This window comes from Xanthomonas sp. NCPPB 1638 (assembly GCF_041475635.2).
In the GTDB taxonomy this organism is placed as follows: domain Bacteria; phylum Pseudomonadota; class Gammaproteobacteria; order Xanthomonadales; family Xanthomonadaceae; genus Xanthomonas; species Xanthomonas cucurbitae.
Genome location: NZ_CM192984.1, coordinates 175409 through 190994 on the forward strand (window position 1 = coordinate 175409; position 15586 = coordinate 190994).

11 protein-coding genes and 2 pseudogenes are annotated in these 15586 nt (G+C 64.0%); 12 read left to right on the top strand and 1 reads right to left on the bottom strand.

Annotation, left to right across the window (positions count from 1 at the left end; all coding sequences use genetic code 11):
- Positions 1-21 precede the first annotated feature (21 nt).
- A complete protein-coding gene (gene uvrD, locus ACCQ13_RS00750; protein ID WP_159406445.1) occupies positions 22-2208 on the top strand; it encodes a DNA helicase II in 2187 nt (728 codons plus the stop codon).
- Positions 2209-2780: 572 nt separating this feature from the next.
- A complete protein-coding gene (locus ACCQ13_RS00755) occupies positions 2781-3227 on the top strand; it encodes a universal stress protein (protein WP_104603505.1) in 447 nt (148 codons plus the stop codon).
- Positions 3228-3328: 101 nt separating this feature from the next.
- On the opposite strand, the pseudogene tagK reads toward ACCQ13_RS00755, so the two are convergent.
- Positions 3329-3987, bottom strand: a pseudogene (tagK, locus tag ACCQ13_RS00760) (transcriptional regulator TagK).
- Between the two features lie 293 nt (positions 3988-4280).
- On the opposite strand from tagK, the gene tssB reads away from it, so the two are divergent.
- The 10 genes and pseudogenes from tssB (at position 4281) to ACCQ13_RS00810 (ending at position 15544) form a co-directional block, all read left to right on the top strand.
- Positions 4281-4790 (top strand): type VI secretion system contractile sheath small subunit, encoded by a 510-nt coding sequence (gene tssB, locus ACCQ13_RS00765; RefSeq protein ID WP_159406446.1) that lies wholly within the window; start codon positions 4281-4283, stop codon positions 4788-4790.
- Between the two features lie 4 nt (positions 4791-4794).
- Positions 4795-6288 (top strand): type VI secretion system contractile sheath large subunit, encoded by a 1494-nt coding sequence (gene tssC, locus ACCQ13_RS00770; protein WP_104603442.1) that lies wholly within the window; start codon positions 4795-4797, stop codon positions 6286-6288.
- Positions 6289-6356: 68 nt separating this feature from the next.
- The gene (locus tag ACCQ13_RS00775) at positions 6357-6863 is read left to right on the top strand and encodes an Hcp family type VI secretion system effector (RefSeq protein WP_104603441.1); all 507 of its coding nucleotides are present in this window, start codon (positions 6357-6359) and stop codon (positions 6861-6863) included.
- Between the two features lie 111 nt (positions 6864-6974).
- A complete protein-coding gene (locus ACCQ13_RS00780) occupies positions 6975-7769 on the top strand; it encodes a type VI secretion system accessory protein TagJ (RefSeq protein WP_159406447.1) in 795 nt (264 codons plus the stop codon).
- A gap of 6 nt (positions 7770-7775) precedes the next feature.
- Positions 7776-8279 (top strand): type VI secretion system baseplate subunit TssE, encoded by a 504-nt coding sequence (tssE, locus tag ACCQ13_RS00785; protein WP_159406448.1) that lies wholly within the window; start codon positions 7776-7778, stop codon positions 8277-8279.
- Between the two features lies 1 nt (position 8280).
- Positions 8281-10164 (top strand): annotated as a pseudogene (tssF, locus tag ACCQ13_RS00790) (type VI secretion system baseplate subunit TssF).
- Complete coding sequence (gene tssG / locus ACCQ13_RS00795; RefSeq protein ID WP_159406449.1) at positions 10128-11168, top strand: type VI secretion system baseplate subunit TssG; 1041 nt, start codon at positions 10128-10130, stop codon at positions 11166-11168. Before tssF ends, tssG begins: the two are co-directional and overlap by 37 nt.
- 56 nt (positions 11169-11224) lie before the next feature.
- The gene (gene tssH / locus ACCQ13_RS00800; protein ID WP_159406450.1) at positions 11225-13975 is read left to right on the top strand and encodes a type VI secretion system ATPase TssH; all 2751 of its coding nucleotides are present in this window, start codon (positions 11225-11227) and stop codon (positions 13973-13975) included.
- Positions 13976-14017: 42 nt separating this feature from the next.
- A complete protein-coding gene (locus tag ACCQ13_RS00805) occupies positions 14018-14899 on the top strand; it encodes a LirA/MavJ family T4SS effector (protein ID WP_104604614.1) in 882 nt (293 codons plus the stop codon).
- Positions 14900-15040: 141 nt separating this feature from the next.
- A complete protein-coding gene (locus ACCQ13_RS00810) occupies positions 15041-15544 on the top strand; it encodes a putative adhesin (RefSeq protein WP_146090344.1) in 504 nt (167 codons plus the stop codon).
- The last annotated feature ends 42 nt before the right edge of the window (positions 15545-15586 follow it).

The following is a 15586-nucleotide window of genomic DNA, read 5'->3' on the forward strand; positions in this document are numbered from 1 at the left end:
CACAACCGGTAAAATACGGCGGTGGATGTCTCTCATTTGCTCGATCATTTAAACCCCGCCCAGCGCGAGGCCGTTTCCGCGCCGCCGGGGCATTACCTCGTGCTGGCCGGCGCCGGCTCCGGCAAGACGCGCGTGCTGATCCATCGCATCGCCTGGCTCAATGAAGTCCAGGGAGTGCCCAACCACGGCATCTTCGCGGTGACCTTCACCAACAAGGCCGCTGGCGAAATGCGCCACCGCACCGACCTGCAGCTGCGCAACGGCAGCCGCGGGATGTGGATCGGCACCTTCCACGGGCTGGCGCATCGCCTGCTGCGCCTGCACTGGCAGGACGCGCGGCTGCCGGAAGGCTTCCAGGTCATGGACAGCGACGATCAGCTGCGGCTGGTCAAGCGCGTGGTGCAGTCGCTGGAGCTGGACGAAGGCAAGTACCCGCCCAAGCAACTGAGCTGGTGGATCAACGAACAGAAGGACGAAGGCCGCCGTCCGCAACATATCCAGCCCGAGCCCAACGACGACTGGACCGAGGTGCGCCGGCAGGTGTACGCCGCCTACCAGGAACGCTGCGACCGCTCCGGCCTGCTGGATTTCGCCGAGTTGCTGTTGCGCGCGCACGAATTGCTGCGCGATACGCCGGCGCTGCTGGCGCACTACCGCGCGCGCTTCCGCGAAATTCTGGTGGACGAGTTCCAGGACACCAACGCCATCCAGTACGCCTTCGTGCGCGTGCTGGCCGGAGAGTCGGGCCATGTGTTCGTGGTGGGCGACGACGACCAGGCCATCTATGGCTGGCGCGGCGCCAAGGTCGAGAACGTGCAGCGCTTCCTGAAGGATTTCCCCGGCGCGCAGACCGTGCGGCTGGAGCAGAACTACCGTTCCAGCGCCACGATCCTGGGCGCGGCCAATGCGGTGATCGCGCACAACCCGGACCGGATCGGCAAGCAGCTGTGGACCGACTCGGGCGATGGCGACCCGATCGATTTGTATGCGGCCTACAACGAGGTGGACGAAGCGCGTTATGTGGTCGAGCGCGCGCGTCAGTGGGTGCGCGATGGCGGCAGCTATGGCGAAGTGGCGGTGCTGTATCGCAGTAATGCGCAGTCGCGCGCGCTGGAAGAGGCGCTGATCTCCGAGCAATTGCCGTACCGCGTGTATGGCGGCATGCGCTTTTTCGAGCGCGCGGAAATCAAGGACGCGCTGGCCTACCTGCGCCTGCTCACCAACCGCAGCGACGACGCCGCGTTCGAACGCGCGGTCAATACGCCCACCCGCGGCATCGGCGACCGCACGCTGGACGAAGTGCGCCGGCTGGCGCGCGCCAATGCGTTGTCGTTGTGGGAAGCGGCGATGCTGGCCACGCAGGAAAACAGCCTGGCCGCGCGCGCGCGCAACGCCCTGGCCGGGTTTGTGAGCCTGGTCGGCCAGCTGCATGCCGAGACCGGCGAAATGGAATTGGCCGAACGCATCGACCACGTGCTGATGCGCTCGGGCCTGCGTGACCACTGGGCCAAGGAAAGTCGCGGTGGGCTGGATTCGGAATCGCGCACCGAGAACCTGGACGAACTGGTCTCGGTGGCCTCGCGCTTCACCCGCCCGGACGATGAAGACAGCCAGGGCATGACCGAGCTGGTCGCGTTCCTCGCTTACGCCTCGCTGGAAGCGGGCGAAGGCCAAGCACAGGCCGGCGAGGAAGGCGTGCAGCTGATGACGTTGCATTCGGCCAAGGGCCTGGAATTCCCGATCGTGTTCCTGGTCGGGCTGGAAGATGGCCTGTTCCCGAGCGCGCGCTCGCTGGAAGAAACCGGCCGGCTGGAAGAAGAGCGCCGCCTGGCCTACGTGGGCATCACCCGCGCGCGGCAGAAACTGGTGCTGTGCTACGCCGAATCGCGCCGCATCCATGGCCAGGACAACTACAACGTGCCCTCGCGCTTCCTGCGCGAGATCCCGCGCGATCTGCTCAACGAAGTGCGCCCGAAGGTGCAGGTCTCGCGCACTGCATCGCTGGGCGCGGCACGCGGTGGCCCGGTGCACGGCATCGTGGAGGCGGCGCCGATCAAGCTCGGTGCCAATGTCGAGCACCCCAAATTTGGTGGTGGCGTGGTCGTGGACTACGAAGGTGCCGGCGCGCATGCGCGGGTGCAGGTGCAGTTCGACGAAGTAGGCGCCAAGTGGTTGGTGATGGCGTACGCCAATCTGACGGTGGTGTAGCCGGAGCGTGTCCAGCGGTGTTGTGCCCTCGCACTTCCTTCCCCCGCCTGCGGGGGAAGGTGCCCAAAGGGCGGATGGGGGCATTCGATCAACTCAGCCAGGGGCTCTACGCATCCGTCGCCCGCGTTGGCGGGGCAAGCAAGCAGCCCGCAAATCCCTATGCATCGATGACGTGGTTGCGACGCGACAGCAAACCCCAGCGATTGGCTGTTAGCGGACATGCCAACCTGGCGATACCCATTGGTGCATCGCGCGATGCATTCGCCGCTGCATCCATGTCACCCTGCCCACCGGCTTCATTACACCCGGGACGCGGGGCCATGCAGACGGAAAAACAGCAGATGCTGTCAGGCGAACTGTACAGCGCTACCAATACGCAGCTGCAGGCCGCCGCATGCCCTGCACGCCAGCGAACGATTCCCCGCACTGCTGCGCTTGCCGGGTAATGCCGCGCCAGCGCATTCGGCAACGATCGACGCAGTGATCCACATCAATGCGTAAGCCACCCGCACATGCCACCGTGCGTCCAGCCCCAACCATCGGCAGCAATGCCATCCCTGCAGGAGGTCACCATGTACAAACGTCTTCTCATCGCCATCGATGCATCCGAGCTGTCGCATCGGGGATTGTTCCAGGGCCTGGAACTGGCCAAGGCCACCGGCGCCAGCGTGGACATCGTGACCGTCTCCGAGCCCTGGGCCATGGGCATGTACGACGCGATGGGCTGGAGCGTGGGCTACGAAGCCAGCCCGGAATACCGCACCGAGCGCGAGGCGGCGGCGGAGAAGATCCTGCGCCCGGCGCTGGAACTGGCCGCAGCGGCCAACCTCAAGGCGCGCTCGCACCACGTGCTGGATCGCTTCGCCGCCGAGGGCATCGTGCAGACCGCCGAGCACTGCAAGAGCGATCTCATCATCATGACCTCGCACGGCCGTCGCGGCATGCGGCGCATGCTGCTCGGCAGCCAGACGGTGGAAGTGCTCACCCACAGCACGATTCCGGTGCTGGTGATCCGCTGATACATCCGCCAAGGCATCCAACCGCAGGAGCGCACCCGGGCGCGACGCGCGCTACCGACCAAGTGCTGCCCGGCTTGCGCGAAACAGCCAGCTGCAGGCGCTCAGGCGTCCATCGACTCCAGCTGGCCCAGCGTGTCGTGCGCCGGCCGAGCCAGGCGGCGTAGCGCCTCGGCGTGCACCAGTGGCGCGCCGTAGACCGATGGCACGCCAGGGCGCGAGGCGGCGGCTGCCTGTGGCGGCGTCGCCTGGGTCAGCTCGCGCATGAAGCGCCACATCGGCATGTAATGGCCGCGGCGCGGCGCCGGCGCATGCGGTTTGGCGCGGCACTGGCGGCGCCATTGCATCGGCGGCATCCCAAAGCGTTGCTGGAAGGCGCGCTGGAACTGCCGCTCCGAGGTGAAGCCCATCTCGTACAACAACCAGGTCAGGCTGCAGTCCGGGTAGGCCTGCAGATAGCGATGTGCAGTGCTCAGCCGCTGCTCGCGGATGTAGCTGGCCACCCCCCCGCGCGACTGGAACAGCCGGTACAACGACGCGCGCGACAGCGCGAACGCCTGCTGCAGCGACTCGGTGCCAAGCTCCGCCTCGCCGATGTGTTCCTGCACGTATGCCAGAAGATCGACCATCAACGGCGCTGGCGTCTCGGTAGCCGCGTACGCCTGCGAAACGATGGCGCTGTAGTAACCCATGCTCATGCGGTGCTGCCTGCGGCCCACTCCCCGGGGCCTGTCCATGGATCAACCGAAAAAAGCAGCGGCAACCCATCACGTCCTCTTCACGAAGTCGGTGATGCGTCACGCATCGGCGTGATTGAGACGATTTGTCGGGTGACAGCCCCCGGCCATTCCTAGACTCGCCGCAGCGCTGAAAAGGCGTCACCGCACGGCCTGTCGCTTCGGTCCGCGTGGTGCGCGGCAGTTGCGGGATGGCCCGCACCACCGGCGTCGCACGTAGGCCGCAGGCCATCAATCCGGCCGGCGACATCCCCAGTCACAAGGTAGCGCCCGTCCCAGACACGGTGGCGCAACGGGCAAGCTCAATCGGAGATCAGGCATGGCCAGCAGTCAGAAGTTCATCGCCCGCAACAGGGCGCCACGCGTGCAGATCGAATACGACGTGGAAGTCTACGGCGCGCAGAAGAAAGTGCAGATTCCGTTCGTGATGGGCGTGCTGTCGGACCTGTCCGGCGCCAACGCTGGCGAGCTGCCCTCGCTGGACGAGCGCAAGGCACTGGAGATCGATGTCGACAACTTCGACAGCCGGCTGCAGTCGATGCGCCCGCGTGCGCAGTTCAAGGTACCCAACACGCTCACCGGCGAAGGCGAGCTGGCGGTGGATATCACCTTCGAAAGCATGGACGACTTTTCACCGGCCGCCATTGCACGCAAGGTCGCGCCATTGGCCAAGTTGCTGGAAGCGCGCACCCAGCTGGCCAACCTGGATACCTACATGGATGGCAAGGCCGGTGCCGAGCAGCTGATTGCCAATGCCATCCGCGACCCGGCGTTGCTGCAGTCGCTGGTGTCGGCGGCCAAGCCCGCCGCCGAACCGGAAGGAGCGTAACGCCATGTCCGCCACCGAAGCCGCACTGGCCAGCAGCCGCACCGAAACAAACGAGCAAGGCGATTTTGCCGCGCTGCTCAATCGCGAGTTCCGCCCCAAGAGCGAACGCGCCAAGGAAGAAGTGGAATCGGCAGTCCGCACCTTGGCCGAGCAGGTGCTCGCGCGCAGCGATGTGGTCAGCGAAGACGTCTCGCAGACCATCAAGGCCTACATCGCCGAGATCGACCGTACCCTTACCGAACAGCTCAACCAGATCCTGCATCACGCCGATCTGCAGCAGCTGGAAGGTGCCTGGCGCGGCCTGCACTACCTGGTCAACAACACCGAGACCGACCAGCAGCTCAAGATCCGCGTGCTGAATATCAGCAAGAAGGAACTGGGCAAGGTGCTCAAGCGCTACAAGGGTACCGCCTGGGATCAGAGTCCGGTTTTCAAGAAGGTCTACGAGCAGGAGTACGGCCAGCTCGGTGGCGAGCCGTATGGCTGCCTGGTCGGCGATTACTCCTTCGACAACAGCCCGCCGGATGTGGAACTGCTCAACGGCATTGCGCAGGTCGCCGCCGCCGCGCATGCCCCCTTCATTGCCGCCGCCGCGCCCAAGCTGATGGGCATGGACAACTGGAACGAGCTGTCCAACCCGCGCGATCTGGCCAAGATCTTCTCCACGCCGGACTATGCCGCGTGGCGTTCGTTGCGCGAATCGGAAGACTCCAAGTACATCGGCCTGGCGATGCCGCGCACGCTGTCGCGCCTGCCGTATGGCGCAGCCACCAGCCCGGTGGACGAGTTCGATTTCGAAGAAGACACCGCCGGCGCCGATTCCAGCAAATACACCTGGCAGAACGCCGCCTATGCAATGGCGGTGAACATCAACCGCTCGTTCAAGCAGTACGGCTGGTGTTCGCGCATCCGCGGCATCGAATCCGGCGGCGCAGTGGAAGGCTTGCCCACGCACACCTTCCCCACCGACGACGGTGGCGTGGACATGAAGTGCCCCACCGAAGTGGCCATCACCGACCGCCGCTCGGCCGAGCTGGACAAGATGGGCCTGATGCCGCTGGTGCATCGCAAGAACTCGGACATGGCCGCCTTCATCAGCGCGCAGTCCTTGAACAAGCCCGACGAATACGATGACTCCGATGCCACCGCCAATGCCGCACTGGGCGCGCGTCTGCCATACATGTTCGCCTGCTGCCGGTTTGCGCATTACCTCAAGTGCATCGTGCGCGACAAGATCGGCAGCTTCAGTAGTCGCGAGCAAATGCAGAGTTGGCTAGGCAAATGGATCTTGAATTACGTGGACGGCGATCCAGCCAATTCGAGCGAGGAATACAAGGCTAGCCACCCATTGGCTGCGGCCGAAGTGTTGGTGGAGGAAGTGGAGGGAGCCCCGGGCTACTACACCTCCAAATTCTTCCTGAAACCGCACTACCAGCTGGAAGGTTTGACCGTCTCGCTACGGTTGGTTTCCCGGTTGCCATCTCAGGCCAAGGCCTGATTACTGACACGGTCCGTCAATTCTGTCCGGATCGTCCGATTTAGCCCGTTTTATTGAGGAGTGATTCCATGGCGTTCGATATGCATCTCAAGTTCAAGGGTGGTGGTGTCACCATCGAAGGCAGCTCTGGCCACGCCAAGCACAAGGGTGAGATTCCTGTCCTCGCTTGGTCTTGGGGCGCCAGCAATTCCGGCGACCTCCACAGCGCTGGCGGAACGTCCGGCGGTGGTAAAGCGCATGTGCAGGACATCTCGCTGACGAAATACGTGGACAAAAGCTCGAATGCGTTGCTGCAGGCCGCCTGCACCGGCGCGCGGTTGGAGGAAGCATGGCTCTATGTCACCAACGCCACCGGTGAGCAGACCGATTATGTGACGTTGCATTTATCGAACGGCGTGCTTGTCACCTCTGTATCGACCGGTGGCTCTGGCGGCGAGGATCGGCTGACCGAGAACATCACCCTGCACTTCGGCAAATTTCAATACACCTTCCAGCCGCAAAAGCCTGATGGCTCCGCTGACGGCGCTCCCAAGCCGTTTGTGTACGACATGCAGCAGGTCGCGAAAGGCGCCTAACTGACGCAGGACACAGCGAGCACGCTTGCAGCGCAGTCACACCTTGCTGCGCGCATGTTCTTGCGGTGCCGCGAGCCGGCACCGCTACCCTCTTCGATAAGGCAACGCGTGATGGATGCCACCACACACAGCCTGCTTGCCCGTGGCGAGCCGGCGCAGGCATTGCAGCAGCTGGTGCAGCAGGTACGCCGGCAACCGGCCGATGCTGCGCAGCGCGTGTTCCTGTTCCAGCTGCTGGCCGTGCTGGGCCAATGGTCGCGCGCGGCCGACCAGTTGCGTGCCTGCGGCGAGCTGGATGGCACCACGCAGCCGTTGGTGCAGACCTACCTGACGGTGCTGCAGGGTGAGCAGACCCGCGCGGATGTCTTCGCCGGTACCCGCTTGCCGCATGTGATCGGCGAACCGGCCGAGTGGCTGGCGCTGCATCTGCAGGCGCTGCGGCTATCGGCGCAAGGCCATGGCGGGCAGGCGAACGCGTTGCGTCTGCAGGCCTTCGAACTGGCACCGGCAAGCGCGGGCGTGCTCGATGGCGAACGCTTCGCATGGCTGTCCGACGCCGATACGCGCTTCGGGCCATGTCTCGAACTGATGCTCGACAGCGGCTATGCCTGGGCACCGTTGCAACAGATCCATCAGCTGCGTTTCGAAGCGCCGGTGGACCTGCGCGATACCGTGTGGGCGCCGGTAAGCGTGCTGTGGCGCAACGGCGGGCAGGCGTTTGCCTACATGCCGGTGCGGTATCCGGGCAGCGAGCACCTGGATGCCGGCGAGCTGCAGCTGGCGCGCCGTACGGAATGGACGCAAGGTGCGCAGGGCGAAATCGGCCTGGGCCAGCGCATGTGGAGCACCGAATCGCGCGAGGTCGCATTGCTGGACGTGCGCCATCTGCAGTTCGACCTGGGCTGAGCCACCATGGCCGAGCTCACCACCACCGAACGCCTGCAGCCCTCGCTGCTGGACCGGCTCACCGACACCGTGCCCGGCCAGCGCGAAGAGAGCCGCGAGCAACGCGTGATTTCGGCCACGCGCCTGCGTGAATGCGTGATCCGCGATCTGGCGTGGTTGTTGAATGCGGTGAACCTGGAGACCAGCCATCCGTTGGGCGCATATCCACAGGTGCAGCGCTCGGTGCTCAACTTCGGTATCCCGGATCTGGCCGGCGTGGCGGTTACCGGTATCGATGCGGCGGCGCTGCAGCAGCGCATCCGCGAGGCGATCCTGGCGTTCGAACCACGCCTGATTGCCGACACGCTGCGGGTGAGCGTGCACGCCGATGCCACGCGCATGGACCGGCGCTCGCTGCTGTTCACCATCGAATCGGAGATGTGGGCGCAGCCGCTGCCGTTGAATCTGTATCTGAAGACCGCGCTGGACCTGGAAACCGGGCGGCTCGATGTCGTCGAAGGGCATGGCTGAGATGGACCCGCGCCTGCTTCCGTACTACAGCCGCGAACTGCAGCATGTGCGCGACATGGGCGCCGAGTTTGCGCGCGAGTATCCCAAGATCGCCGGGCGGCTGGGGCTGGATGCGTTCGAATGCGCCGACCCGTACGTGGAGCGCCTGCTCGAAGGCTTCGCATTCCTGGCCGCGCGCGTGCAGCTCAAGCTGGACGCGCAGTATCCGGTCTTCACTCAGCACCTGCTGGACATGGTCTACCCGCATTACCTGGCGCCGCTGCCGTCGATGGCGGTGGTGCAGCTGCAGCCGGACCTGAAAGACAGCGGCCTGGCCGCCGGGGTGACGGTGCCACGCCAGAGCGCCTTGCGCAGCCTGATCGGCCCCGGCGAACGTACCGCCTGCGAGTTCCGCACCGCGCATGCAGTGACGCTGTGGCCGCTGCAGGTAGCTGAAGCCAAGTACCTGGATTCGCCGGCCGCGCTCGCCGCCGCCGGCATCGGCCTGCCGGCGGGGCGCACCGTGCGTGCGGGCATCCGCCTGCGGCTGGAGCTGGTGGGGGGCGCACAGGTGCAGGCGCTAGCGCTCGATCGCCTGCCGATCTTCCTGGCCGGTGCCGATGGCCTGCCCAAGCGGCTGTACGAACAGCTGCATGCCGACACCAGTGCGGTGGTCGTGCGCGGCAACGATGCTGGCGGCGCCAGCGTGGAAACCACACTGGCCGCGCACACGCTGCAGATGCGTGGCTTTGCCGACGAGGATGCGCTGATTCCCTAAGATGGCCGCTCGTTCAGTGGCTACCGCCTATTGCAGGAATACTTCGCCTGCCCGGAGCGCTTCCTGTTCGCCGAGTTCACCGGCCTGCGTGCGCCGCTGCGCCGCCTGCATGGCAGCAGCCTCGAGTTGGTGGTGTTGTTGGAGCGCAGCGTGCCCAGCCTGGCGGCCGCAGTGAGTGCCGAACACGTCAAGTTGTTCTGCACGCCGGCGATCAATCTGTTCGAGCGTCGCGCCGACCGTATCCATCTGCAGCCCGGCCAGCACGAGTACCACGTACTGGCCGACCGCACCCGGCCAATGGATTTCGAGATCCATCACCTGGGCGAGGTGGAAGGCTTCGGCGACCGCCAGGAGCCGGAGCAGCGCTTCACCCCGTTCTATGGCGGCGACGCACGTAGTTGGCATGCCCGGCATGGCGCGTTCTACAGCATGCGCCGCGAGCCGCGGGTGTTGTCTGCGCGGCAACGTCGCGACGGGGCGCGCTCCAGTTATGTCGGCAGCGAGGTCTTCGTCAGCCTGGTCGATGCCAATGACCAGGCGCAGGCCAGCAGCCTGCGCCAACTCGGCTTGCAGCTGTGGTGCAGCAACCGCGATCTGCCGCTGCACATGCCGGTGGGCAAGGGCGCAAGCGACTTCACCATGGACAACGGCGTGCCGGTGCGCAGCGTGCGCTGCGTGGCCGGGCCGACCAAGCCGCGTCCGGCGTTGTCCGATGGGCAGACCGCATGGCGCTTGCTCAGCCAGTTGCAGCTCAATTACCTGTCGTTGTTCGAAGACGGCCCCAACGGCGCGGCCGCGCTGCGCGAGATCCTGACGCTGTATAGCGACCCGTTCGATGCGTCCGCGCAACGCCAGATCGAAGGCATCAAGCAGGTGACCGGCACGCCGATCGTGCGGCGCATTCCGGTGCCTGGCCCGATCACCTTCGGCCGCGGCCTGGAAATCACCCTCACCTGCGAGGACGCAGCGTTCGAAGGTACCGGTGCATTCCTGCTGGCCTCAGTGCTGCGGCACTTCTTTGCGCGCTATGTCTCGGTGAATTCGTTCACCGAAACCGTCCTGCGCACCACCGAACGCAACGAGGTGGCCCGATGGCCAGCCCAGCCCGGCACGCGCCCGCGCCTGTGAGCGCGGCGGCTGCGGCGCTGGCACAAGCGCTGCAGACCCGGCCACAGGATTTCAGCCCGTTCGCAGCCCTACGCGCGATCGAACGCTGCCATCCGCAGCATCCTCGCCTGGGCGAATCCGCCCGCGCCGTGGACGATGCGGTGCGCCTGCGCCACACGCCGTCGCTGGCCTTTGCACCGCATGCACTGGACCGCTATACGCCAGCAACAGACGACCAGCCCGCTGCGCTGTATGGCCTGTTTCTGGGCCTGTTCGGTCCCAATGCGCCATTGCCCTTGCATGTGACCGAATACGCCATCGAGCGTGCGCAGCAAGCCAAGGACGGCACCTTTGCCGCGTTTGCCGATGTGTTCCATCACCGCATGCTCAGCCTGTTCTACCGCGCGTGGGCACAGGCGCAGCCCACGGTGCAGGCCGAGCGCGCAACCTGCGACCAGTTCCGCGGCTGGCTGGATGCGCTGGTCGGCATCGCCAGCCCGCACCTGCGCGAGCGCGATGCATTGCCGGACGATGCACGTCGTTACTACGCCGGTCGCCTGGGCGCAGCCACGCGCACGCCAGAGGGTCTGCGCGCCTTGCTGCAGCAGTTGTTCGAGTGGCCGGTGCAGGTGCAGGAATTCATTGCCGAATGGATGCGGCTACCTGCCGACGCCCAGTTGCGGCTGGGCCTGGGCCCGCGCAATGCGCAGCTCGGCGTGGACAGCGTGGTCGGTGTACAGGTGCGTGGTGCGCAGCAACGCGTGCGTATCCGGCTGGGGCCATTGCCACGCATCGCGTTTCAACGCTTCCTGCCGGGCGGCCAGGCGCTGCGCCAGCTGACCGCCGCGGTGCGTAGCTATCTGGGCGACGAGTTCGGCTGGGAACTGCAGCTGGTGCTCAAGGCCGACGAGGTGCCCACCCCGCAGCTGGCACGCAACAGCCGACTGGGCCTGGATACCTGGATCGGCCGCCGCGCCTGGAGCATCGCCGACGCCGACGAGGTACTGCTGCGCCCATCGGGCTGACGCGCACCGCTCTGCCTTTCGCTCACACGCAACGTACCGACTTCGAAGGACGCATCATGGCCGAGATCTCCCGCAGTGCCCTGTTCGGCAAGCTCAACCCGCTGGCGTATCGCGGTATCGAAAGCGCCACCGTGTTCTGCAAGCTGCGCGGAAACCCGTACGTGGAGCTGGTGCACTGGCTGCATCAATTGCTGCAGCTGCAGGACTCGGACCTGCACCGCATCGTCAAGCACTTCCAACTCAATCCGTCCACGCTGGCGCGCGATGTCACCACCGCGCTGGATGGCCTGCCGCGTGGCTCCACCGCCGTCACCGACCTGTCGGCCAATGTCGAAGAAGCGGTGGAGCGCGGCTGGGTGTATGCCTCGCTCAGCTTTGGGCAGGCGCAGGTGCGCACCGGTTATCTGCTGGTCGGCATCCTGAGCGTGCGCGGCCTGCGTAATGCATTGTTGGCGATCTCCAAGGAATTCGAAAAGCTAAAACCTGCGGCACTCAACGAACACTTTGCGCAGATCGTGGCCGGTTCGCCGGAAGATGGCCTGTTGCCCAGCGATGGTTTCTCACTCGGCCAGACCGCTGCACCCGGGGAGGCCAGTGGTGCCATTGCGCCGGCCGCAATGGGCAAACAGGAGGCACTGAAGAAATTCACCACCGACCTCACCGCACAAGCGCGCGAGGGCAAGCTCGACCCGATCATCGGCCGTGACGACGAGATCCGCCAGGTGGTCGACATCCTGATGCGCCGCCGCCAGAACAACCCGATCCTGGTCGGCGAGGCCGGCGTCGGCAAGACCGCGGTGGTGGAAGGCTTCGCGCAACGCATCGCACGTGGCGATGTGCCACCCGCATTGAAGGACGTACAACTGCGCACGCTGGATGTGGGCCTGCTGCAGGCCGGCGCCAGCATGAAGGGCGAGTTCGAACAGCGCCTGCGCGCGGTCATCGACGAGGTGCAGGCCAGCCCCAAGCCCATCATCCTGTTTGTGGATGAAACCCACACCCTGGTCGGCGCCGGCGGCGCGGCCGGTACCGGCGATGCCGCCAACCTGCTCAAGCCGGCACTGGCACGCGGCACGCTGCGCACCGTGGGCGCGACCACCTTTGCCGAATACAAGAAGTACATCGAGAAAGACCCCGCACTGAGCCGGCGCTTCCAGGCCGTGCAGGTGGACGAGCCGGACGAGGCCAAGGCGGTACGCATGATGCGCGGTGTCGCCTCGATGATGGAACAGCACCACAGTGTGCAGATCCTCGACGAAGCGCTGGAAGCGGCGGTCAAGCTCAGCCACCGCTATATCCCCGCCCGCCAGCTGCCGGACAAATCGGTGAGCCTGCTCGACACCGCCTGTGCCCGCGTCGCGGTCAGCCTGCATGCCACGCCTGCGGAAGTGGACGACAGCCGCCGCCGCATCGAAGCGCTGGACACCGAGCACGCCATCATCGAGCGCGAGCGTGCGATTGGCATCGTGGTGGAGGAGCGTGCTGCTGCGTGTGCTGGCCTGCTGGAACGCGAGCATGGCCGCCTGCGTGATCTTGAGCAGCGCTGGGTTGGCGAGAAAGCATTGGTGGACGAGCTGCTGTCGTTGCGTGCGCAACTGCGTAGCGGCAATGCACCGGTGGAAGGCACTGGCAGTGCATTGGAAGCGGAGGCCGATGCCGATGCCACACAGGCGGCGTTTGGCGACACTGCCGTGCTCGAAGCACCGGTGCAGGTTAATCGCGACACGCTGCTCGCGCGCCTGCAACTGGTACAGGCGGAACTGGCCGCACTGCAAGGCGAATCGCCGTTGATCCTGCCCACGGTCGACTACCAGGCGGTGGCTGCCGTGGTCGCCGACTGGACCGGCATCCCGGTTGGACGCATGGCGCGCAACGAGATCGACACCGTGCTGCGCCTGCCCGAACTACTGGCCAAGCGCGTGATCGGCCAGGACCACGCCATGGAGATGATCGCCAAGCGCATCCAGACCAGCCGTGCCGGCCTGGACAACCCGGACAAACCGATCGGCGTGTTCCTGCTCGCCGGCACCTCCGGCGTCGGTAAGACCGAAACCGCACTCGCCCTGGCCGAAACCTTGTACGGCGGCGAACAACACCTGATTACCATCAACATGAGCGAGTATCAGGAGGCACACACCGTCTCCTCGCTCAAGGGCGCACCGCCGGGCTATGTCGGCTATGGAGAGGGCGGCGTGCTCACCGAAGCAGTGCGACGCAAGCCGTACTCGGTGGTGCTGCTGGACGAAGTGGAGAAAGCCCACCCCGACGTCCACGAACTGTTCTTCCAGGTCTTCGATAAAGGCTGGATGGAAGACGGCGAAGGCCGCCGCATCGACTTCCGCAACACTTTAATCATTCTCACCAGCAACGCCGGCACCGATCTGATCGCCAGCCTGTGCAAAGACCCGGAATTGCTGCCGGATGCGGAGGGCATGGCCAAGGCTATTCGCGAGCCGTTGCTCAAAGTTTTTCCGCCGGCATTGCTCGGGCGGTTGGTGGCGATTCCGTATTACCCGCTGAGCAACGCCATGCTCGGACAGATCGTGCGGTTGCAGTTGAATCGCATCAAGAAGCGGATCGAGGAGCGCTACAAAATTCCGTTCGAGTATGACGATTCGGTGGTGGAGCTGGTGGTGAGCCGGTGCACAGAGAGCGAGTCGGGTGGGCGGATGATTGATGCGATTTTGACGAATTCGATGTTGCCGAAGATGTCGAGGGAGTTCCTGGGGCGGCTTGCACACCATGCATCCATCGGAGGCGTAGGAATGAGCACGAATCCAGACGGCTTCTCGTACCTGTTCCACTGACAGGCGCAGGCGCGCACGGACAAAACCGAAGAGAGGACTTCGATGAAGATCAGTGATGCATCGGAATTGGAAATGGTGTTGTTCCTGGATGAGAATTTCCAGGTTGTCGATGGTGTCAAGATCGAAGCGACGCAGCGGATGAGGGACATGCTCGTCTTCGCGCGCATGGCCAGTTTCCTGTCGGACAACGAAGCGCTTGCGTCGGCGGTCAAGGACCTATCTTTTGAGCTGGGCACGGAATACGTAAAGTTCCGTGAGGTACAGCGCGATGGCGTCAATTATCGCCGTCTCGGCGCCTTCTCCTGTGCGCTTGGAAAATATGCATCCTATTACGGGTTCAGTAGGCATGTGGTCATTCTCAATGGCCAGATCAGCCCTGCTGATTTCAACGATGTAGTGGGGGAGAAGATCATGTTCCGCGACCTTTTCACCCGCGCCCATGGCGAGTTCACGCACGCGATACAGTGGCTTCTGCTGGTCCAGCGATTCGGCGAGGTGGCGGCCAATTATTACGCCAAGTCAGTCCAGTACCGTTCCACCCGGACGTTTCTCGCACAAGGCGGGCCACAGCGAGCCTATATGTGGAATTTCCTGGTGGACTGCTTCGACGGTGCGGAGGACTATCGACAGAACATCTACGCTGAGACATTCAGGTGCCCGCAGATCGCTACCGAACGCCTGCAGACGCTGCTCCCGACTCAATCGTGGTTGGGAGAATTCCTCTACGCTCGCCGGCAGAAGGGCTTGAAAAATGGGGAGGAACCCTATGCAGACGGACACTACACGAATGGGCGGACCATCAACATGAAGCCACCCCATATCAACAGGACGATCTGGACAAACGACGGGGAAGAAATCCGGGCCTATACCCAGCTGCGCGAAAACATCTATTACAAGTCTGTCATTGAGGCGAGAAAGAAATGAATTTTCGGAATTATCGGGTGCGCGGTGAACAAGATTTCGATAATGCCAAATCAGAGCTAAAAGGAGCGCAGAGCATATGAATTCCGAGCTATATGTGCTTGGCGATGATTTTTATTTTATCTTATGGGCAGGAGGTGCTAGATGCCATTGATCGTACTGTGGGGGCATGGTTTGCATGAGAGCGAATGGGGCTATTTTCAGGTACCACCCCACGTCGAGATTCACTTTTTTGTGCGTGATGGCGTAGGTCTGACCAATAGTCCTGCTATTTTCCTTGCCAAAAAGATGGTTGATGGTGGTCCGGGAAGTAGAATTACGCAGAATATGCTGGATGACGCCAAGGAAATGGACCTTGACGGAGCCGAGGATCTTTTCCTTGAGGTCATTCGATACCCTCAAATTGTCAAGAACTACACCCTCGAATCCATGGTCGACCTACCGATGTCGAAACGGCAAGAGCGTAGTGTCGAAGATGTGTGCCGTTCACGGTTGGGAGAATGCTTGAGTCCGGGAATCGGGGTTGGAACAAGCTCTGTCAGGACTGGCGCGGCGCGCAGTCACTTGCAGTACGCGGTGCATCGCCATCTCCATCGGGCCAACGCAGCGGATCCGCTTGTCGTGCAATGGGCAGCGTGCAGGGAATAGAAACGTCAACAAAACAAAGGGGTCAAACAAAGGGGTCAGAGT